This is a genomic window from Trichococcus sp. K1Tr (assembly GCF_028309625.1).
Taxonomy (GTDB): domain Bacteria; phylum Bacillota; class Bacilli; order Lactobacillales; family Aerococcaceae; genus Trichococcus.
The window spans coordinates 65,584-84,906 of the sequence record NZ_JAQMHR010000009.1 but is presented as its reverse complement, the minus strand read 5'-3'; the positions used below and the strand labels follow the sequence as shown (position 1 = coordinate 84,906).

The following is a 19,323-nucleotide window of genomic DNA, read 5'->3' as shown; positions in this document are numbered from 1 at the left end:
GAAGCCTCCGTTCCCCGGAGAAGAGTGAAACAGATTTCGGTGCCGGCGCTCCCAATACGCGAATCAAGACCTGGCACAAATAAACGTGCCAAAGCACGACTATAAACCAGAAAGGGAAGCGCATACAATAAAGACATCAAAAGAAACAGTTTGAAGGGAGAAACAAAAGATGGAACAGACACAACAAGCCTCGCTGAAGGCAAAGGTTCAAAAGTTAGGCAGTACGCTCTCAAGCATGGTGATGCCGAATATAGGGGCGCTGATCGCCTGGGGAGTTTTAACGGCATTATTTATCCCGGATGGGTATTTGCCGAATGAATCCTTCGCTTCGATGGTCGGCCCGATGCTAACGTATTTAATCCCTCTGTTGGTCGGTTATACAGGAGGTAAAGTGATCGCAGGCGAACGCGGTGCGGTAGTCGGCGCCATCGCCACAATGGGTGTGATCGTAGGGACAGAAATTCCGATGATCATGGGCGCCATGATCATGGGACCGTTGGGCGGTTTCACGATCAAGAAATTTGATGCGATTTTCCAGAGCAAAATCAAGACAGGTTTTGAAATGCTCGTCAACAATTTCTCGGCAGGCTTGATCGGGTTCGCTTTGGCACTTGTAGGGTTTCAGGCAATCGGCCCAGTGGTTGACCGTTTGACACAAGCAATGGCAGCTGGGGTTGAAACGATCCTGAACGCACAATTGATTCCTTTAACGAATATCTTCATCGAACCAGCAAAAATTCTTTTCCTGAACAATGCAATCAATCACGGGATTTTGACACCGTTAGGAACGGAACAAGTCAGCGAGACTGGCCGTTCGATCCTCTTCTTGCTTGAAGCAAATCCTGGTCCTGGTTTGGGCGTGCTGTTGGCTTTCACCCTATTCGGAAAAGGCTCAGCGAAATCGACAGCGCCGGGCGCGATGATCATCCACTTCTTGGGTGGTATCCATGAAATCTATTTCCCTTACGTCATGATGAAACCGTTATTATTCCTGGCAGTCATCTCGGGCGGTGTTTCCGGAAGCTTTGTTTTCCAACTTTTAGGCGCTGGTTTGCGGGCTCCTGCTTCACCAGGTTCGATCATCGCGATTTTGGCTATGACGCCGATGGGCTCTTACTTGCCAGTCATTTTGGGGGTTGTCGCCGGTGCAGCAGCATCTTTTGCGGTAGCAGCAGTCATTTTGAAGGCAGACTCCAAAGAAGCAGTCGACACGTTTGAAGAAAGCGTCAAAGCGACCCAAGTGGCAAAATTAAGCGCAAAAGGCTTAGCAGGACAAACAAGCCTGACTGGGATCCAACACATCATTTTTGCTTGCGACGCAGGGATGGGATCGAGCGCAATGGGTGCTTCCATCCTACGCAAAAAAATCAATGCAGCCGGGTTAACGCAAGACGTCACCAACCGCGCCATCAATAATCTGACGGATGCAGCCAACACGTTGATCGTAACCCAGGAAGAACTGAAGAATCGGGCCCAACAGAAAGCACCGAATGCAACTTTTGTGGCGATTGAGAATTTCCTGAATTCGCCAAAATACGATGAAATCGTGGCCACATTGTCCGGCACCGACCTGAAAGAAACAGTCGTTGCAAAACCAGCGCCGGTCCTGGACTTTGACTTGGCGAACATCAACGAAATCGTCTTGGTCCATGATGACCGCAAAGGCTCCGCCACGATGGGACAAAAAGTAGTGGAACGGATTTTGGAGAGGGAAGCGCTGGATATACCTTTAAGAAAAGTGCATATCAACGAGCTTGAAGCAACACCGCAAACGTTGGTCATCAGCAAAAACAGTCTGACGCAAGCGGCAAAGCAAAAAGTTCCTGCAGCCGTCCATCTGTCAGTCGACAGTCTGATCACTACGCCTAAATATGAGAGCGTCGTAGCCAACTTGAAGCAAATCGCTTAAGGAGAGGAAGATTAAAATGAATAATTTAGATACAGAAATGATCGTTTTGAATAAAGCTTTTGCTTCAAAAGAAGAAGCCATCCGTTTTTGCGGCCAAAAATTAGTGGAAGCAGGCTGTGTGGATACGGATTATGTGGAGGCCATGGTGCAACGGGATCGGATGTTGTCAGTGTATATGGGGAATTTCATCGCGATTCCCCATGGCACCGATGCTGCCAAGGACCACGTGAAAAAATCAGGCATCTGCGTTGTACAAGTGCCTGACGGCGTTGATTTCGGCGACGAGCAGGAAGAAAAATTGGCGACCGTGCTGTTCGGCATCGCAGGGGTCGGCGACGACCACCTGCAGTTGATCCAAAAAATTGCGCTGTATTGCAGCGACGTGGATAACGTCGTGACTTTGGCAGACGCTTTGACAAAAGATGAAATCACTGGCAGCTTAGCCATTGCATAGGGAGAGATGAAAATGAAAGCAGTACATTTTGGTGCCGGAAATATCGGCCGCGGCTTTATCGGGGAAATTTTGAATCACAACGGGTACGCAATCACTTTTGTGGATGTGAACGATACAATCATCGAAGCCTTGAAATCGCGAGGCAACTATACGATCGAATTGGCGGACGAGTCACGCGAACAGATCCAAATCCAGAACGTCACAGGCCTGAACAATGCCAAGGAAGCAGACAAAGTCGTTGAAGCGATCGTAGAAGCGGATCTCCTCACGACTGCCATCGGTCCGAATATTTTGCCTAGAATCGCGCAATTGATCGCAGAAGGGATCGAGGCGCGTGCAGCCCGGAACATCCAGCAGCCCATCGACATCATCGCCTGCGAAAACATGATTGGCGGCTCGACTTTCCTGGCTGAGGAAGTCAAGAAACATTGCACGGATACGGCATACCTTGACCAATACGTAGGATTTCCCGATGCGGCGGTGGACCGGATCGTGCCGATGCAGCAACATGCGGATCCGCTCTTTGTACAAGTGGAGCCATTCAGCGAGTGGGTCGTACAAGGGACTGCCTGCAAAAGCTCGATCCGTCTGGAAGGCGTTACCTATGTGAACGATCTGGAGCCTTATATCGAACGCAAACTGTTCAGCGTCAATACAGGGCACGCTACGGTAGCCTATACAGGCGCTCTGCAGGGCTATGAAACCATCGATGAAGCGATGCAAGATCATCTGGTCGTCATCCAATTGCGCTCCGTCTTGCATGAAACCGGCAAATTGCTGATCGCTAAATGGGGATTCGATGCGGCGGAACACGAGAAATATATTGAGAAAATCATCGGTCGCTTCCAAAACAAATATATTTCCGATGCTATCTCCCGTGTGGCGCGTACGCCTTTAAGAAAATTGGGCAATCATGAGCGCTTCATCCGTCCGATGGTTGAATTGACCCAAATCGATGAGATGCCTTTCCACTTGCTGGAAACGATCGGCATGGTCTTCAATTATTTCGACCCGGAAGATGAACAATGCCAAGAACTGAAGGAAATGATCCTGCAAAAAGGCTTGGATAAAATCATTTCGGAAGTAACCGGGATAGACAATCAAAAAATCTTGGGCAGCATCAAACAGAACGTCGAGAAGTACGCGTATAAGGTGGCTTGATCACCGCAGTTCTATCAGCAACTTTCAACTATGCCCGTTGTGCCGGTCAAGTGACCATTTGATGCATCTTGATGAAATCAAACGGCACAACGAGTATAAGTTTTTCTTAAATAGCTCTCCAAACCAGCGTTACAAGTGAAACCGGACCAAAAACGCTTTGACAAGGTCACTGTTTGTAGGATAAAATGCATATATTCTGGAAAATATAAAGCTAGGAGGATAGAGGAAGAAGCAAATGGATAGCGCCAGACTTCAGGGAGCACAGGAACATTGGCCCTGAAGTGACGAGGATTGGGTTTATCGAAGGATTCGGCGGATGACCCAAGGCAAGTGTAGTCTACAGGATTGAGGCAAAAAAGACCCTTATGCGGCTGCAGAGCCCGAAACGGTCTTACAGAGATCAATCCCCACACCCAGAAAAAATCGAGATAATAAAGGGGATTTTTACGCTTATGTGTGGAATAGTTGGATATGTAGGAAAAGGCAATGTACAAGAGGTATTGTTGCATGGATTAGAAAAATTGGAATACCGTGGTTATGATTCAGCCGGTATTTTTGTCGTAGACGCTGAAAACCAAGGTCATGTATTCAAGGAAAAAGGCCGCATCGCGGATTTGCGTGCAATCGTCGACAGACAGGTCGAGGCGCATGTAGGCATCGGACACACAAGATGGGCAACGCATGGCGTGCCGAGCGCAGAGAATGCACACCCGCACCAATCTGCGGATGGACGTTTCACATTGGTCCATAATGGGGTCATTGAAAACTTCAAAGAAATCAAAGATGAGTATTTGCAGGATGTCACTTTCGTCAGCCAAACAGACACAGAAATCGTTGTGCAGCTAATCGGGAAAATCGCTGCCGAAGAAAACCTGAACGGAAAAGAGGCTTTGCGCCGCGCTTTGTCGATCGTAAGAGGCTCTTACGCTTTCGCTTTAGTGGATGCACAAGCACCGGATGTCTTTTACGCAGCCAAAAACAAAAGCCCAATGTTGATCGGTTTGGGTGATGACTTCAACGTCGTTGCCAGCGATGCGATGGCTACTGTTCAGATCACGAACCAATATGTGGAAATCCACGACGGCGAAATGATCACATTGACGGCTGATGGCGTCACAATCGAAAAATTGGACGGAAAAACCGTAACACGTAATCCCTATACGGCCGAAATCGATGCCAGCGACCTGGAAAAAGGGACATACCCTTACTACATGTTGAAAGAAATCGATGAGCAACCTGCTGTTATGCGTAACATCATCCAAAAATACCAAAATGCAGAAGGTCGCCTGACTGTTCCTGAAGAATTGACTACTGCTATGTTGGAAGCTGACCGCATCCATATCGTGGCTTGCGGAACGAGCTACCATTCCGGTTGGGTAGGAAAACATTATCTGGAAAAAATTGCACAGATACCGACAGAAGTGCATGTCGCCAGCGAATTTTCCTACAACCCACCACTATTGAAAGGCAATCCGTTCTTTATCTTCCTTACCCAAAGTGGGGAGACTGCGGATAGCCGCCAAGTATTGGTGAAAGTAAAAGAATGGGGATACCCAGCTTTGACGATCACAAACGTGGCTGGTTCGACCTTGTCGCGTGAAGCGGACTACACGTTGCTGTTGCATGCAGGTCCTGAAATCGCAGTCGCTTCAACGAAAGCTTACACGGCGCAAATCGCTGTCTTGGCTGTCTTGTCGGATGCGTTAGGCGCGAGAACGGGTCATGATATGGGAATCGACATGGTCCATGAATTAGGGATCGTCGCAAATGCGATGGAATCAATCATCGATGACAAAGAGCGCATCGCTGAGTTGGCTGACATCTACTTGCCGAACACCCGCAATGCTTTCTACATCGGCCGCGGTTTGGATTACTTCGTATCGATGGAAGCTGCATTGAAACTGAAAGAAATTTCTTATATCCAAACAGAAGGTTTTGCTGCCGGAGAATTGAAGCACGGCACAATCGCCTTGATCGAAGAAGGAACACCGGTATTGGCTATCATTACCCAAGCAGACATGGCAAGCCATACCCGCGGAAACATTGAAGAGGTGCGTTCACGCGGCGCAAACACTTGTGTATTTGCAATGAAAGGTTTGGCCAACGAAAACGACCAAATCATCTTGCCGGCTGTTCACCCAGCGCTAGCGCCACTGATGACAGTCGTTCCGACACAATTGATGGCTTACTACGCAACGCTTCACCGTGGCTATGACGTCGACAAGCCAAGAAACTTGGCTAAATCCGTTACGGTTGAGTAATTTTAATTAAATGCATACTTATAACATCCTTTCGCTTATTATTTAATAAGTGAAAGGATGTTTTTTTGCGTTTGAATAGGTCCGATTAGTTCAAAGATAATAGCACTGCAGTGAAGCAATGATTGCACTAATTCGCTTTTTTCACTTGAAAAAGTTTTGCTGCTCTGGAAACTGCAGGCGTAAAAAATCAGTTTTTCCCATTCGTGGCGCGCTTTTCCAGGAATCAGACCATCAAATATGATTTTTATCCCATCCCTCTAAATTCCAGCAATTGAATTAGTTCAAAAATTGGACACCTTTTCCGGTCCGAGGTCTGTATTAATTTATTTTTTATTTGGTCTATACTCTGGACTATAGAGATTGAAAGGGGATACAAAACATTATGGCAAACAACTGGTTGGAATTAGACGGAAAAACGGTTATCGTTACAGGAGGCAATTCAGGCATCGGCTTACACATCGCGGATCACTTGAAACAACAAGGCGCAAACGTCGTTGTGGCGGATTTGAGTGTTGAAACGGGAACAAATGTTTATGGTAAACTGAATGTGAAGACAGATGTGACTTCCATCGAGAGCATCGAGGCAATGGTCGAAAAAGCTGTTGAGAAATTTGGCAAAATCGATGTTTTGGTCAATAATGCAGGTATGAACTTGCCGCGTCTATTGGTGGATGTCTACAGTGATGAAAGAAACTACGAAATCGATGAAGCCTCATTCGACAAAATGACAGCAGTCAATCAAAAAGGAATGGTATTCACTACACAAGCCGTCGTCAGAAACATGCTGAAGAACAAAGTGGAAGGCACGATCATCAACATCTCTTCCGAGTCCGGCATGGAAGGTTCGGTCGGTCAAAGCATCTATTCAGCAACAAAAGGCGCTACGAATTCTTATACGCGTTCATGGGCAAAAGAACTGGGTAAATTTGGCATCAAAGTCGTCGGTGTCGCACCGGGGATCAACGAAAAAACAGGATTGACAACTCCTGCCTACAATGAAGCTTTGGCTTACACAAGAAACATACCGGTTGATCAGTTGGATACAGGGTATGAAAAGAGCATTCCATTGGGACGCGTCGGAAAATTGGATGAAATCGGCTACTTGGTGGCATTCTTATCTTCCAATAAATCCGCTTATATCACTGGTACAACAATCAACATTACAGGCGGGAAATCTAGAGGATAGTATGGGGGCATTAACATGTCAACGGCAAGTGATAGAGAAGTTTTGCTGAGAAGTTTACTTTCAAATAAAGAAACGGATCTTCAAAGTCTCGAGGAAGCGTCGGGAAAAAACAAATACCAGATCAAAACGATCATTTCGGAATTGAACGATGTCTACAAGGGGTTCTTAACAATCCGGCACACGGATGAATCGCAATTAGCCATCGTCAGAAAGGAGGGGGCGAACATATTCAACACACTTCATTACAATATCCATCAGGACTTCAATAAGGTAGAATGCAGGATCGCGTATCTGTTGTACCGCTTGATATGCACAGAGGAGTACCTGAATATCGGAGACCTCTCCGAAGAAATGAGCGTAAGCAGGAGCACGGTGAACAACGACCTCAAAAAGCTGAAGCAGCTTTTGGAGAAATACAACGCGAAAGTCGTCGGAATCCCGAACAAAGGCATCACCTTCCAGTGCAGTGAATTCGGCACCCGCTTGGTCCTGATCTATGAAGTCTTCGAGTTGCTGCAGATGACCTTTCTGCCGGACCAAGAAATCCAGGCTGCGCTTGACGGACTCAGCCAAGCCTACAAGCTGGATGAGCAGGCGAAAGAACTGCTTTATAAGGCGCTGGCTGTAAGCGTTCACCGGGTGTCGCATGAGCATACGATAGATTCCGAAATTCCGATGTACAAAAACTTCGAGGCGGATTCAGCGAACATCATCGCCTATACCCAACTGCTGCAGAAGAAATTTGCGGTTGTGTTGAATGACCATGAAATTGCTTTTCTAGCCTTCCCGATCAACACGAGGAATTCGGCCTACGTAAAAGGAACAGAAAACGCCGAAAACGAAGAGGTATTGAGACAAGTCGTTTCCAGCATGCTGAAGACGGTACGCGATCAGGTCATGATCGAGATCGATGAAGAAGCCTTCTTCGACAAAGTCAAATACCATCTGCTTTTCTTGATAAACAGGCTCGTCTTCCGGATTCCGAATACGGACCTGTATCTGGAACAGATCAAACTCAAATATCCTTTGGCCTTCGAGCTGGCGAAGATTTCGCTGTCGGAACTGAACCGCTTGTACCAATTGAGCGCCAGCGCGGACGATATCAGCTATCTGGCTGTCTATTACGCACTGATGCTGGATGAAAGGCAAGCGAACGATTCCAAAGGCAAAAGCACAAGGGATGTCGGCATCATCACCAACCTTGGAAGAGGGAGTTTTGAGCTGATCTGCAGGCAGATCAAAGAGATCGTCGGAAGTGAGATGAATATCGTCCACATCAATACCGACAGCCTGCCGAAAGAAAAATTGAAGCGGTTCCGGCTGCTTTTCACAACCGAAGAGATTTCCGTGGACACCGAAGTCCCTGTCATCAAGATCGACAGATTGGTCAGCCCGGACGATTTGGCCCAAAAGATCTATGCCGTGGAAAAAGATCAATACAACATCAAATACCTGACAAACGAGGACATCAGTTATCACCTCGTCAATCTAAAAGGTCAAATGGGTTACTTTGATTACGTGGAAGAGATCATGTCCTACCTTTCCAGAAGATATCGCTTGTCCGAGGATATTCTGGACCGGTTCGTGGAAAAAGAAGAAAGACACACAATGATTTATGAAAACAAGGTAGCTTTCCCCCATTTGACCGACCCTAACATCAACAAGTTGGTGTTTGTCCTGGGGAACATCACGATGGCCAACCGCAACGATGCGTTTTCCTTGATGTTATTTCTAGTGACACCCGAGAAAATTTCTGAGCAGCAAGAAAGAATTTTGATGCAGGTATATGATTTTGTCTTTAAGGTCATCAATGATCCCACTCTGATCAATGATCTGAAAAAAGTGGATGATGCACAAGGACTTATTGAGATGCTGGAGAAAAGAGGTACGAAATAGATGAATAATATGCTTGCATTGGGTATTCTGGTTGTCGGCGCTTTTTTGATCCAAAGCGCACTGGGGTTTTTTCAGATCAGACATTTCGGCAATGAATACAACGAATTGAAGGCGGACGGCAGAGTTGCGATAGGCAAACGGGCAGGGAAGCTGACTTCCGGAACGATCATCATGTTCCAACTGGATGAGGAAGGCGTCATCGTCAGAGGCAAAAAGCTTCAGGGGACCACAATCTTGGCCAGGTTCAAACCATACAACAATTTCAACGGCAGACTGATCGAAGCCATCAAGGCAGAAGATCCGGATGTGCTGGCTGAAATCAAGATCACCCGCAAAACCATCATGAATGCGGTCACTAATTACCGGATGTTCATAAACGGAGAAATCATTCCGGAGAAGGAATCCCCATTTAAGGAATTGACCAAAAAAATTACAAACATTAAGTTCGGGTAAATCGTGTCAGAAATAATACATAAAATAAGGAGTGTTAAATATGGACTTTCTAGTTAAAGGTGCAGAAAGCTTTATCGGATTATTTCAATTAGGTGCAAATACATTTATGAGCTGGATGACCGGCATCGTCCCAATCGTATTGATGCTGATGGTATTCATGAACGTAGTAATCAAGCTGATCGGTGAGGAAAAAATCAATGGCCTCGCACAACGCTTCTCTAAATATTCCTTGGTCAGAAACTGTATCTTACCTTTCTTGGCAGCCTTCATGTTGGGGAATCCCGCATCATTCACCTTAGGAAGATTTTTGCCAGAATTCTACAAGCCAAGTTTCTATGCGGCACTTGCACAATACAACCACACGAGTAACGGCCTTTTCCCGCATATCAATGCAGGTGAATTGTTCGTATTCCTGGGAATCGCTTCAGGTGTTGAAACGTTAGGCTTGAGCACCACACCGCTGGCTATCCGTTATCTGCTTGTCGGGCTTGTGATGAATGCTGTAGGCGCATATGTAACCGACTTCACAACTGCTTATGTCTGCAAAAAGACGGGCATTCAATTGAGCAAAACAGCGAAAGTTCAATAATAACGATCAAGAAGATGTTGCATAAAACAAATAGAATGCGTATGAACGAGAGGGGTATTCATTATGACAAAATATAACAGCATCAAAGTCGAAAAAGGTTCCGGCGGCTGGGGCGGACCACTGATCATCACACCAACAGAGCAAAAACATAAATTCATCTACATCGTAGGCGGCGGAGAAAAACCTGCCATCGTCGACAGAATCGCTGAACTTACAGGGATGGAAGCCGTAAATGGATTCAAAACATCCATTCCGGATGATGAAACAGCATTGGCTATCATCGACTGCGGCGGAACATTGAGATGCGGCATTTATCCTCAAAAAGGCATCCCGACAATCAACGTCGTTGCCACCGGCAAATCAGGTCCTTTGGCTAAATACATCAACGAAGACATTTACGTTTCAAATGTTGGCTTGAATCAGATCCAAGTCACTGGCGAGACAGCAACTGTTGAGACAATAAGCGCAGCAGTTGCAGAACCAGTAGTAGAAGAGAAAGTCGCTTACACTACAGACAAAAAACTGACGCAACAAAACGCAGAAAAAGGCAGCATAGTAGCAAAAATCGGTTTGGCTGCAGGTAAAGGGATCGCTATCATGCTGCAATCAGCCCGTGAAGCGGTGCAGACAGTCTTGCAGACAATCATCCCGTTCATGGCCTTTGTAGCGATGCTCATCGGTATCATCCAAGGCAGCGGAATCGGCAATATGTTTGCGAAACTGATGATTCCATTGGCAGGCAATGTCTGGGGATTGATGGTCATCGGCTTCATCTGCTCCTTGCCAATCCTTTCTCCGCTATTGGGACCTGGCGCTGTAATCGCGCAAGTTATCGGAACATTGATCGGTGTTGAAATCGGTAAAGGCAATATCGAACCAAGCTTAGCTTTACCGGCTTTATTCGCCATCAACACACAAAATGCTTGCGATTTCATTCCAGTCGGGTTAGGCTTGCAGGAAGCAGAAGCTAAAACAGTAGAAGTCGGCGTACCATCCGTTCTTTATTCTCGATTCCTGAACGGTGTGCCCCGCGTATTCGTTGCTTGGTTAGCAAGCTTCGGATTGTATTAAAAAAACTAAAAATCGGAAAAGGTGAAGAAAAATGTCAATTTATTCAACGGTAGTCACAGAAATCGGACCTAACGCTAAGGAGTTTTTAGCTGAGGATATGATGGTATTGTTCGGAGACGATGCTCCGGAAGCATTGCGACCTTATTGCTTCCTGATCGAACAAAATGCACTGGAGCAAGATATTCAACTAGGACACGCGTTGGTTATCGGCGATGATAGTTATCGCGTCACAGCCGTAGGTAATGTGGTCAACAAAAACCTCAGAGATTTGGGGCACATCACCATCAACTTCAGCGGAGAAACAGTCGCTGAATTGGCAGGCTCGCTGTATGTTGAAAACAAAACAGTGAACGAAATCGCGGAAGGCACCATCATCAAAATCACTGAAACTGTGGGGTAGTCGCTTATGTACATAGATTCGAACGACATCAAAGCAATCGGAAGTTTTTTGAAAAGCGGATTTCTGAAAGGAGTCACCACCAACCCGACGATTTTGTCGAGCGGTTCCGGCAGTCGCTTCAAACAATTACAAGATTTATTGGCTTTGGAGCCGACGGAACTTTTTGTACAATTGCTGGGTACGACTTCTGAAGAAATGTTTGCCGATTATGAAGCAATAAAGACATTTGATGCAAATCACCGACTTTCGATAAAGATTCCCGTTACACAAGCAGGATTGGAAACAATCAAGAAAGTGAAAGAGGACGATCCGGAGAGAGCAATCCTCGGTACGCTGATCTACTCTGCGGACCAGGGGATCCTGGCCGCCGCAGCCGGATGCGATTATCTGGCACCGTATGTGAACAGGATGCTGAACAATGCAATCGATCCATTCAAAGCGATCCGTTCCATGCGGACGTTCATCGATGCCAGAGGCTACAAAACCAAAATTATGGCAGCGAGCTTCAAAAATTCCCAACAAGTCATCGATTCTTTGGAGTCGGGCGCCCACACTGCCACAATCCCTCCGGATGTCCTGAATAGTATGCTGAACAAAGATTTGGCATTGCAGGCACTGCAGGTTTTTGAAGCGGATGGGCAAGCGCTGTTCGGAAAATACGGAGCGTAACCCACCGAACTTGATCGTGTGGATTTCACTTACAGAAAAGGGGCTGTATCAGAACCAGAAAAAGGATTTTCTGGATTTGATGCAGCCTCTTTTGTATGGGAATCGAATTTATGCTCAGAGATTCCCCGCCAAAACCTATTTGGCGGGGGGAAATGTTCAAGGGCGACACAAGATTGCCCGCCAAACCAAACCAAACAGAAAAGGCGATTTGGTCTAAGGGCGAGTTGACTTCAGAGGAAATTATGATACGATAGGAACAACAACAAATGAACTGAATATTCTTTTTACCACTAGGGGTGCTTTACCGGCGGATGACTGTCCGCCAAAAAGCTGAGATCGAAGTAGGACTTCGAGACCCTTAGAACCTGATCTGGTTTGTACCAGCGTAGGGAAGTGGCAGCCTCTTTTGGCTAAGTAAGTCCCTATTGCATAAGGAACATACAACCACTTTTTTCCGTTGGGAAGAGAGTGGTTTTTTTGTTTGCAAAAATCAAGAGCGGCCGTCCGGACGAGTCGGGATCCTGGCGGAGCGCTCACAGCATATGGAGGGAAAGCAATGACATTTTCAACACAAATCCGCCAAGCGGTCGAACCGATCTGGGCGGCCAGCATGGAGCATCCGTTTGTGAAAGGGATCGGGGACGGCAGCTTGCCGTTGGAGAATTTCCGTTTTTACATCCAGCAGGATTCCTATTACCTGACGCGTTTCGCCAAAATTTTGGCTCTCGGCGCGGCCAAAGCACCGGACATCGAAACGACCAACCAGTTCGCCGATTTCGCGAAGCATACGTACAGCGCCGAAATCGGCCTGCATGAACAGTTTTCGAAAAGGCTGGGCATCACCGCGGAGGAAAAAGAGCTTTTCAAGCCCGCGCCCACTACCTATGCCTACACTTCCCATCTTTACCGCGCCGGCCATGCCGGTCATCTGGGCGATGTCATCGCCGCTGTTCTGCCTTGCTATTGGCTCTATGCCGAGATCGGGGACGCCTTCCTTGGTGCGGCACCTGAAGAACCGATCTATCAGGAATGGATCGCTACTTATGGCGGGAAGGATTTTCAGGACCGGGTGGATGAACAGATTGCGCATTTGGATAAGATTGCCGCAGCCGTGAGCGAAGCCGACCGCGAAAGGATGAAAGAGCATTTCATCATCAGCAGCCAGTACGAATACGCATTTTGGGAAATGGCCTATCGCATGGAAACGTGGCCGGTACCGTTGGAGCAATAAGAGACAGCATCAAACACAAAATAAAAGACAAAGAGGAGATAGAACGAAATGAAAAAAGAATTGAAGCTTACAGATATTTTGGTGACAATCGTCATCGCCATCGCTTTCGGGATTGTCTACATCCTGTGGGGAACGGTCTATTACGCGGTGCAGCCGTTGGGTCTGCATCTTGATCAGCTGTTGTACGGCATGTGGTTCATCGCCGGCACAGTCGCCTATTTCATCATCCGCAAGCCGGGTGTGGCGCTATTGGCGGAAATCGCTGCAGCTTCAGGCGAATTCCTTTTGGGTTCGCCTTGGGGTCTGACCGTCTTGCTTTCCGGCGTGGTGCAAGGGTTGTTTGCGGAATTGGTGTTCATGGCTTTCCGCTACAAACGTTTTGACCTAAAGGTTGCCGCTTTGGCAGCTTCGGCATCTTGTGTGGGTTCGCTTTTGGTGGATGCTTTGAACGGGCAGATCGCTGAGCTGGCTCCTTGGAACTTGGCGCTTTACTTGCTTGCCCGATTCGCGGGCTCGATTTTCTTTGCCGGCGTGCTGGCCTATTACTTGGCGGAAGTCCTGGAGGATACTGGCGTGACGAACCTTGTCCGCCCGCTGACGAGTGAAGATTTTACAGATATGGATTAAGGAGGATGTCGGAGATGGAGCAGCGAGCTTATGTGGAAAAGCTGAAGTTGAAATTTCCCGGCGACGCCGATTTGTTGTTCAGGGACCTGTGCTTTTCGGTCGCAGCCGGTGAAAAAGTGCTGCTTTTGGGCCCGTCAGGCTGCGGCAAATCCACGCTACTGCAGGTGCTGAGCGGGCTGATTCCGCAATCGATCGAAGTGCCGATGAAAGCCGACAAGCTCGTGACACCGGCTTCCTGGGGCTATGTTTTCCAGGATCCGGACAGTCAGTTCTGCATGCCGTACGTCGATGAAGAACTCGCTTTTGTGCTCGAAAATCTGTCGGTTCCGCGTGAGGAGATGGCTGCCAAAATAGACTTTGCGCTTCGGCAAGTGGGCTTGGAATTGGCGGACAGCCATATCCCCATCGCAAGCCTTTCCGGCGGGATGAAGCAGCGGCTAGCGATCGCCTCGGTATTGGCGTTGGATCCGGAGGTGCTCTTTTTGGACGAGCCTTCTGCGATGCTTGATCCGGAAGGGACGGAAACGATCTGGGAGGTCCTGAAGAAAGTCTGCAAGGACAAAACGGTCATCATTGTGGAACATAAAATCGATCATGTCCTGGCATTCGCCGAACGGCTTGTATTGTTCGATGCATCCGGCCGCATCATCGCCGATGGGCCGAACGAAGAAATCTTCTCGGAATACAAGGATGAGATGAAGGAGCAGGGCATCTGGTTTCCGGGGGTATGGGAACAGCATCTGGCGGAATCACCGCTGAAACGGGAGCAGAAGTCCTTTAGATTGAAAAGTCCGCTGCTGGAATTGCGCGATTTTAAAGGCTTGCGCAACGGAGCTGCAAAAATCCGCGGAGAAAGGCTGGCGGCCTATCCGGGTGAATGGATCATCATCCGCGGCCAGAACGGAGCCGGAAAGAGCACCTTCCTCCACGCCATCATGCAGTTCATCAAAACGAGCGGGGACTACGAGCTGGAGGGGAAGCCTATCAAAAGAGTGAAAAAGCTGGCTGACCGGGTGGCTTTCGTTTTCCAGAATCCGGAGTACCAGTTCGTGGCGAACACGGTCCATGAAGAGATGGCCTATTCGCTCCGGATGGACGGCAAGGGGAATTCGGAAATCGAGAAGCTTGTGGAGGAATATCTGGAGCTTTTCCAATTGAGCGGGCAGCGGGAGAAAAATCCTTTCCAACTTTCGATGGGGCAAAAGCGCCGCCTGAGTGTAGCGGCAACGATCATCCAAGGACAGCGGCTGATCCTTTTGGATGAACCGACTTTCGGTTTGGATTCCAAAAACACTTTTGCTTTGCTGGAATTTTTGGAGAGCTACCGGAAAAAGGGCGCCGTCATCCTGATGGTGACCCACGATGAAACACTCTCCCGGAACTACGGGACAACGTTTTGGACTGTTGCTGATGGCGAAATCAAGGATACCACGTCATCGGCTACGGACATGCGGACTGCATTCTCCGCTGATTTGCGCTTGGAAGGGGGACTGTGCGGATGAAGGAACGGGAATTAGTCAAAGAAACCTGGCTTCACCGTGTCAATCCAAGCCTGAAACTGGGCATGTCGCTGTTGCTCTGTATAGCGGCTATGTTTGTCCGCAACCTCGAGGGCATGGCGGCGATTGGCATCGGGCTTTTTGTCCTGTTCCTGCTGTTTACGGGGCAGCCGTTGAAGCGGATCTTGTTGCTGTTGATCCCTTTCTGCGCCATTTTCGTGTCCACTGCTTCCGCCATGATCATGTTCGGAAAAGGCGACACGCTTTGGTTCGAATGGGGGCTGATCCGCATCACCGAGGAGAGCTTTTTGCGGGGGATGCTGATCGGCCTGCGTGCATTGGTCTTCGCTGTTTTGGGCTTGACCTTCGCATTGACGACGCGACCGGTAAATTTATTTTATTCGTTGATGCAGCAGCTTCGGCTGGATCCTAAATATGCCTACAGCTTCATGGCTGCGCTGCGGTTGATCCCGATCATGACGGAGGAGTTTGAAACGATCCGCAATGCCCGCAAGGTGCGCGGAAGCGAAAAGGTGAAAGGCATACAGGGGATCCTTTTCAAGATGAAAGTCTACACCATCCCGTTGCTGTCAGGCAGCATCCGGCGTGCACACCGCATCGCCGTGGCGATGGAAGCGAAAAGGTTTTCCGGCAATGTGAAGCGAACCTATTACTATGAGATCGGATTTTCCGGCAACGATTTCGTTTTCCTCGCGTACATGGCGCTGCTTGCGGGCATGAGTTATGGGGCGAAGCATTGGATAGGTTGAGGAGTTTTGCATGGAGAAATAGTGGGGGTGCCCAGCTCCGGCTAAGGAGGCTTCGCCGGGGTTGACCCCACATTCAGATGCCGTCTTCCGACCAGCTGAAGCTACATCGGAGAAGAGCCCAGTTATTTACCGGCTCCTCCGGCGAACGAGACCCTCGCCGGAGCTGGTGGGTATGTTTTTGCAGCTTTGTACTCTCGATCTGTAGGCTTTCAGCTGCAAAAGTGGAATATGCACAAAAAAGGGGCAGTCTCATTACGAGACCGTCCCTTTTTGTTGCGGTGCCTTCATATCGAAGTGCAATGCGATTTACTTGGCTGGTTGACTGTTATTCAGTTTGGCAAGATTGATCGCGGACGCCGTTTTTGCCGTCGTTGTCTGTTTTATCCGTACCGTATTGGTTGCCGTCACCGTCTGTCTCGCCCGTGGCGTATTGGTTACCGTTGCTGTCTGTTCCGCCAGTGCCATTTTGGTTACCATCCTGATGGGCTTGCGTACCAGTTCCGTCGCACGTTCCGCTTTTCTCGCGGGCACGTTTCATGGTTGCCTCTTCATTGCCTTGTTTTTTTGCGCCTTCATTTGTGCATTCGCCTGACTTGATTTGCTCTTGGGTCATAGTGCCGTTCTGAGCTGCCGTATCGCTCGCTGCCAGTACCGGTGCGGCACCTCCAACAAATAAGCCTGCAACGGATAGGATAGTCATGATTCTTGTCTTGTTCATTTTTGTTTCCCCCTGGAATGTTTTTTTGTTATTTCTTACTGACCTAAGAATAATCAAAAAGTATGGCAGAAGCGTGTTTTTTACGGCACATTTGTATGGTATTATCGGGGTGACAACATAATCTTGCCATATTTTTAAAGTATGATTTCCCCGAGGAGGGATTCCGATGGTAAAGCTATTGATTGCGGATGACAACAAACAAATAACAGCCATCCTAAAGGAGTATTCAGAAAAGGATGGCTACGAGGCGGTCGTCGCCTATGATGGCGAACAGGCGCTGCAGGAATTCGGGAAAGGCAAATTCGATTTGATTCTGTTGGATGTGATGATGCCGAAAAAGGATGGCTTCGAAGTGTGTAGGGAAATCCGGAAAGTTTCCTCGGTCCCCATCATCATGGTGACCGCCAGAGGGGAAGATTTTGAACGGATCATGGGCTTGGATATCGGAGCGGACGACTACATCGTCAAGCCTTTTTCGCCGGGTGAAGTGATGGCGCGCATTCGGGCAATCCTACGGCGGTTGGATCAGACACCGGACAATAAGGATCACCATAAACTCTACGTCCATGAAAACCTGGAAATCCGCCTGGATGAGTTCATCGTGAAGGTCGCTGGGCATCAGGTCCATCTCACGAAAAAAGAGATCGAGTTGCTTTGGATTTTGGCAACGAACAAGAATAAGGTGTTCAGCCGCGACAATTTATTGGACAGCGTTTGGGGCTACGATTATTTCGGCGATAATCGGACGGTAGACTCGCACATCAAACGGCTGCGGGCAAAAGTCGATCAAATTCCCCATCCGTCGTGGGATATCAAAACCGTTTGGGGCATCGGCTACAAGTTTGAGGTGAATCCGGATGAAGTATAAGATCACCCGCAAACTAGTCCTCTATTTCACATCCGTCATCCTGCTGTTTTCCTTGGTTGTCGGAGGGGCCTTCCTGTTGCTGTTCACCCGGCATACCGAAGAGATTTATCGGGCGGATATGCAGGAACGGGCTGAGGCGATCGCGGCCGGCGTAGCCGATTATCTGGAAGACGGGAGTCCCGCTTTAGATGAGGTTGCGCTCACTGCGAATGGCACTATGAACGGCAATGCCATCGGAAAGCAAACAGGAAATAATGCTCTGTTCGCGCAAGGTGGTGCCACGGGTACGACCGGGCGCAACAATGTGAACGGATACAACGCCTATATCACAGCCATTCAGGATATCGCGATGGGCGAGGTGTGGATCGTCGACCAATCCGCAGAGACGATCAGTGTCGGGACCGGAAAAAAAGAAATCACCTATGCCGAACTACCAAGCGCCGCGCTGGCGCTTGTCGATGAGGTATTTGAAGGGAAAGTCGCCTTCAGCGAAGGCTTCAGCCCGTTATTGGAGGATACCTCCATCACGGTCGGGGCACCGGTGCTCTCCTCAGAAGGGGAGGTCATTGCTGCGGTCCTTTTGCACGACTATATCGCAAACATGCGGGCTGCCGTGCGGTCGGGATTTTCGACTTTGGGGATCAGCTTGGCTTTGGCTTTGATCGCGGCCGTCGGGATAGCGGTCCTGTTGGCGAAACGGTTCATCCAGCCGCTGAAAAGGATGGAAGAAACGACCCAGCAGTTGGCGGATAACCATTACGAAGCCCACACGGGGATCATCCAAAATGATGAAATGGGTTCACTTGCTGCCAACATCGATATTCTGGCGGACAAGTTGGCGGAAGCCGCACAAGAAAGCGCCAAACTGGACAAGATGCGGAAGGATTTCATCACGAGCATTTCCCATGAATTGCGCACGCCGGTCACGGTCATCCGTGGTTCATTGGAGGCCTTGAACGATCATGTGATCGAGGATCCCGCCAAAATCGATGAATACCACCAACAAATGTTGACCGAAAGCATCCATCTGGAGCGGATGATCAATGATCTGCTGGAACTGTCACGGCTGCAGAACCCGGACTATCAAATGGAAATGAGTTCCTTGAATTTTGTGGATGTCGTGGAGAATGCCATCCGTTCCGTGCGCTATATCGCAAGGGAAAAGGGGATTACGCTGACTTTCTCGAAAGAGCCGCTTTCGTTCATGCTGATGGGGGACTATACCCGACTGCGGCAGATGCTGCTTGCCGTGATGGAAAATGCCGTCAAATTTTCAGCCGAAAAGAGCGAAATCCGGGTCACGTTGACTTCCTTGGGTGAAGGCTGCCGATTGGCTGTCACCGACAACGGGCCGGGAATCCCCGAAAAGGATCAACCGTACATCTTTGAAAAGTTCTTCAAATCAAACGAAGAAAGCAACAAGAAAGGCACCGGTCTGGGTTTGGCCGTCGCCAAGCAGATAGCCGATCGCCACGGCATCGTTTTGTCGGTCGAAAGCGCATCGGGCGTTGGCTCCACCTTCCTTTTTGATCTGAACCAATAAAAAAATCAGCTCCAGCGT

At 48.6% G+C, this 19,323-nt stretch carries 18 protein-coding genes and 1 riboswitch; of the genes, 17 read left to right on the top strand and 1 reads right to left on the bottom strand.

Annotated features, from left to right (window positions below; genetic code table 11):
• Window positions 1-169: 169 nt before the first annotated feature.
• The 15 genes from PH235_RS12525 to PH235_RS12455 all read left to right on the top strand — a co-directional run bounded on the left by PH235_RS12525 (window position 170) and on the right by PH235_RS12455 (window position 16,176).
• On the top strand, window positions 170-1,909 hold the full coding sequence (locus tag PH235_RS12525; protein ID WP_272162668.1) for a PTS mannitol transporter subunit IICBA: 1,740 nt from the start codon (window positions 170-172) through the stop codon (window positions 1,907-1,909).
• A gap of 16 nt (window positions 1,910-1,925) precedes the next feature.
• On the top strand, window positions 1,926-2,363 hold the full coding sequence (locus PH235_RS12520) for a PTS sugar transporter subunit IIA (RefSeq protein ID WP_086630053.1): 438 nt from the start codon (window positions 1,926-1,928) through the stop codon (window positions 2,361-2,363).
• A gap of 12 nt (window positions 2,364-2,375) precedes the next feature.
• Entirely contained in the window at window positions 2,376-3,524 is a 1,149-nt protein-coding gene (locus PH235_RS12515) for a mannitol-1-phosphate 5-dehydrogenase (protein ID WP_272162667.1), read from the top strand.
• A 452-nt stretch (window positions 3,525-3,976) separates the two neighbouring features.
• Window positions 3,977-5,785: a glutamine--fructose-6-phosphate transaminase (isomerizing) gene (gene glmS / locus PH235_RS12510; protein WP_272162666.1), complete on the top strand. Its 1,809-nt coding sequence runs from the start codon at window positions 3,977-3,979 to the stop codon at window positions 5,783-5,785.
• Between the two features lie 382 nt (window positions 5,786-6,167).
• A complete protein-coding gene (locus PH235_RS12505; protein WP_272162665.1) occupies window positions 6,168-6,971 on the top strand; it encodes a sorbitol-6-phosphate dehydrogenase subunit in 804 nt (267 codons plus the stop codon).
• Window positions 6,972-6,986: 15 nt separating this feature from the next.
• Window positions 6,987-8,867 carry a BglG family transcription antiterminator gene (locus tag PH235_RS12500; protein WP_272162664.1) on the top strand — a complete coding sequence of 627 codons (1,881 nt, stop codon included), beginning with the start codon at window positions 6,987-6,989 and terminating at the stop codon, window positions 8,865-8,867.
• Entirely contained in the window at window positions 8,868-9,320 is a 453-nt protein-coding gene (locus PH235_RS12495) for a transcriptional regulator GutM (protein WP_272162663.1), read from the top strand.
• A 40-nt stretch (window positions 9,321-9,360) separates the two neighbouring features.
• Window positions 9,361-9,909, top strand: a complete 549-nt coding sequence (srlA, locus tag PH235_RS12490) for a PTS glucitol/sorbitol transporter subunit IIC (protein ID WP_086986274.1) — start codon at window positions 9,361-9,363, stop codon at window positions 9,907-9,909.
• Window positions 9,910-9,972: 63 nt separating this feature from the next.
• Window positions 9,973-10,980: a PTS glucitol/sorbitol transporter subunit IIB gene (gene srlE, locus PH235_RS12485; protein WP_272162662.1), complete on the top strand. Its 1,008-nt coding sequence runs from the start codon at window positions 9,973-9,975 to the stop codon at window positions 10,978-10,980.
• A gap of 31 nt (window positions 10,981-11,011) precedes the next feature.
• Window positions 11,012-11,380, top strand: coding sequence for a PTS glucitol/sorbitol transporter subunit IIA (locus PH235_RS12480; RefSeq protein ID WP_086630045.1), 369 nt, complete (start codon window positions 11,012-11,014; stop codon window positions 11,378-11,380).
• Between the two features lie 6 nt (window positions 11,381-11,386).
• The gene (locus PH235_RS12475) at window positions 11,387-12,049 is read left to right on the top strand and encodes a transaldolase family protein (RefSeq protein ID WP_272162661.1); all 663 of its coding nucleotides are present in this window, start codon (window positions 11,387-11,389) and stop codon (window positions 12,047-12,049) included.
• Between the two features lie 282 nt (window positions 12,050-12,331).
• Window positions 12,332-12,458: riboswitch (TPP riboswitch) on the top strand.
• 147 nt (window positions 12,459-12,605) lie between these two features.
• Window positions 12,606-13,280, top strand: coding sequence for a thiaminase II (gene tenA, locus PH235_RS12470; RefSeq protein ID WP_272162660.1), 675 nt, complete (start codon window positions 12,606-12,608; stop codon window positions 13,278-13,280).
• Window positions 13,281-13,328: 48 nt separating this feature from the next.
• Window positions 13,329-13,907: an ECF transporter S component gene (locus PH235_RS12465; RefSeq protein WP_086630042.1), complete on the top strand. Its 579-nt coding sequence runs from the start codon at window positions 13,329-13,331 to the stop codon at window positions 13,905-13,907.
• A gap of 14 nt (window positions 13,908-13,921) precedes the next feature.
• The gene (locus PH235_RS12460; protein WP_272162659.1) at window positions 13,922-15,409 is read left to right on the top strand and encodes an ABC transporter ATP-binding protein; all 1,488 of its coding nucleotides are present in this window, start codon (window positions 13,922-13,924) and stop codon (window positions 15,407-15,409) included.
• Window positions 15,406-16,176: an energy-coupling factor transporter transmembrane component T family protein gene (locus PH235_RS12455; RefSeq protein ID WP_272162658.1), complete on the top strand. Its 771-nt coding sequence runs from the start codon at window positions 15,406-15,408 to the stop codon at window positions 16,174-16,176. Before PH235_RS12460 ends, PH235_RS12455 begins: the two co-directional genes overlap by 4 nt.
• A 325-nt stretch (window positions 16,177-16,501) precedes the next feature.
• On the opposite strand, the gene PH235_RS12450 is transcribed toward PH235_RS12455, so the two are convergent.
• Window positions 16,502-16,894 carry a hypothetical protein gene (locus PH235_RS12450; RefSeq protein ID WP_272162657.1) on the bottom strand — a complete coding sequence of 131 codons (393 nt, stop codon included), beginning with the start codon at window positions 16,892-16,894 and terminating at the stop codon, window positions 16,502-16,504.
• Between the two features lie 166 nt (window positions 16,895-17,060).
• Between PH235_RS12450 and PH235_RS12445 the strand changes: the two genes are divergently transcribed.
• Together PH235_RS12445 and PH235_RS12440 are read left to right on the top strand one after the other, a co-directional pair.
• On the top strand, window positions 17,061-17,762 hold the full coding sequence (locus tag PH235_RS12445) for a response regulator transcription factor (RefSeq protein WP_272162656.1): 702 nt from the start codon (window positions 17,061-17,063) through the stop codon (window positions 17,760-17,762).
• The gene (locus PH235_RS12440; RefSeq protein WP_272162655.1) at window positions 17,752-19,305 is read left to right on the top strand and encodes a sensor histidine kinase; all 1,554 of its coding nucleotides are present in this window, start codon (window positions 17,752-17,754) and stop codon (window positions 19,303-19,305) included. Before PH235_RS12445 ends, PH235_RS12440 begins: the two co-directional genes overlap by 11 nt.
• Window positions 19,306-19,323: the final 18 nt, after the last annotated feature.

Coding starts and splice junctions, on each gene's coding strand:
- PH235_RS12525 (WP_272162668.1), top strand. CDS start 170: ATGGAACAGACACAACAAGCCTCGCTGAAGGCAAAGGTTCAAAAGTTA.
- PH235_RS12520 (WP_086630053.1), top strand. CDS start 1,926: ATGAATAATTTAGATACAGAAATGATCGTTTTGAATAAAGCTTTTGCT.
- PH235_RS12515 (WP_272162667.1), top strand. CDS start 2,376: ATGAAAGCAGTACATTTTGGTGCCGGAAATATCGGCCGCGGCTTTATC.
- glmS (WP_272162666.1), top strand. CDS start 3,977: ATGTGTGGAATAGTTGGATATGTAGGAAAAGGCAATGTACAAGAGGTA.
- PH235_RS12505 (WP_272162665.1), top strand. CDS start 6,168: ATGGCAAACAACTGGTTGGAATTAGACGGAAAAACGGTTATCGTTACA.
- PH235_RS12500 (WP_272162664.1), top strand. CDS start 6,987: ATGTCAACGGCAAGTGATAGAGAAGTTTTGCTGAGAAGTTTACTTTCA.
- PH235_RS12495 (WP_272162663.1), top strand. CDS start 8,868: ATGAATAATATGCTTGCATTGGGTATTCTGGTTGTCGGCGCTTTTTTG.
- srlA (WP_086986274.1), top strand. CDS start 9,361: ATGGACTTTCTAGTTAAAGGTGCAGAAAGCTTTATCGGATTATTTCAA.
- srlE (WP_272162662.1), top strand. CDS start 9,973: ATGACAAAATATAACAGCATCAAAGTCGAAAAAGGTTCCGGCGGCTGG.
- PH235_RS12480 (WP_086630045.1), top strand. CDS start 11,012: ATGTCAATTTATTCAACGGTAGTCACAGAAATCGGACCTAACGCTAAG.
- PH235_RS12475 (WP_272162661.1), top strand. CDS start 11,387: ATGTACATAGATTCGAACGACATCAAAGCAATCGGAAGTTTTTTGAAA.
- tenA (WP_272162660.1), top strand. CDS start 12,606: ATGACATTTTCAACACAAATCCGCCAAGCGGTCGAACCGATCTGGGCG.
- PH235_RS12465 (WP_086630042.1), top strand. CDS start 13,329: ATGAAAAAAGAATTGAAGCTTACAGATATTTTGGTGACAATCGTCATC.
- PH235_RS12460 (WP_272162659.1), top strand. CDS start 13,922: ATGGAGCAGCGAGCTTATGTGGAAAAGCTGAAGTTGAAATTTCCCGGC.
- PH235_RS12455 (WP_272162658.1), top strand. CDS start 15,406: ATGAAGGAACGGGAATTAGTCAAAGAAACCTGGCTTCACCGTGTCAAT.
- PH235_RS12450 (WP_272162657.1), bottom strand. CDS start 16,894: ATGAACAAGACAAGAATCATGACTATCCTATCCGTTGCAGGCTTATTT.
- PH235_RS12445 (WP_272162656.1), top strand. CDS start 17,061: ATGGTAAAGCTATTGATTGCGGATGACAACAAACAAATAACAGCCATC.
- PH235_RS12440 (WP_272162655.1), top strand. CDS start 17,752: ATGAAGTATAAGATCACCCGCAAACTAGTCCTCTATTTCACATCCGTC.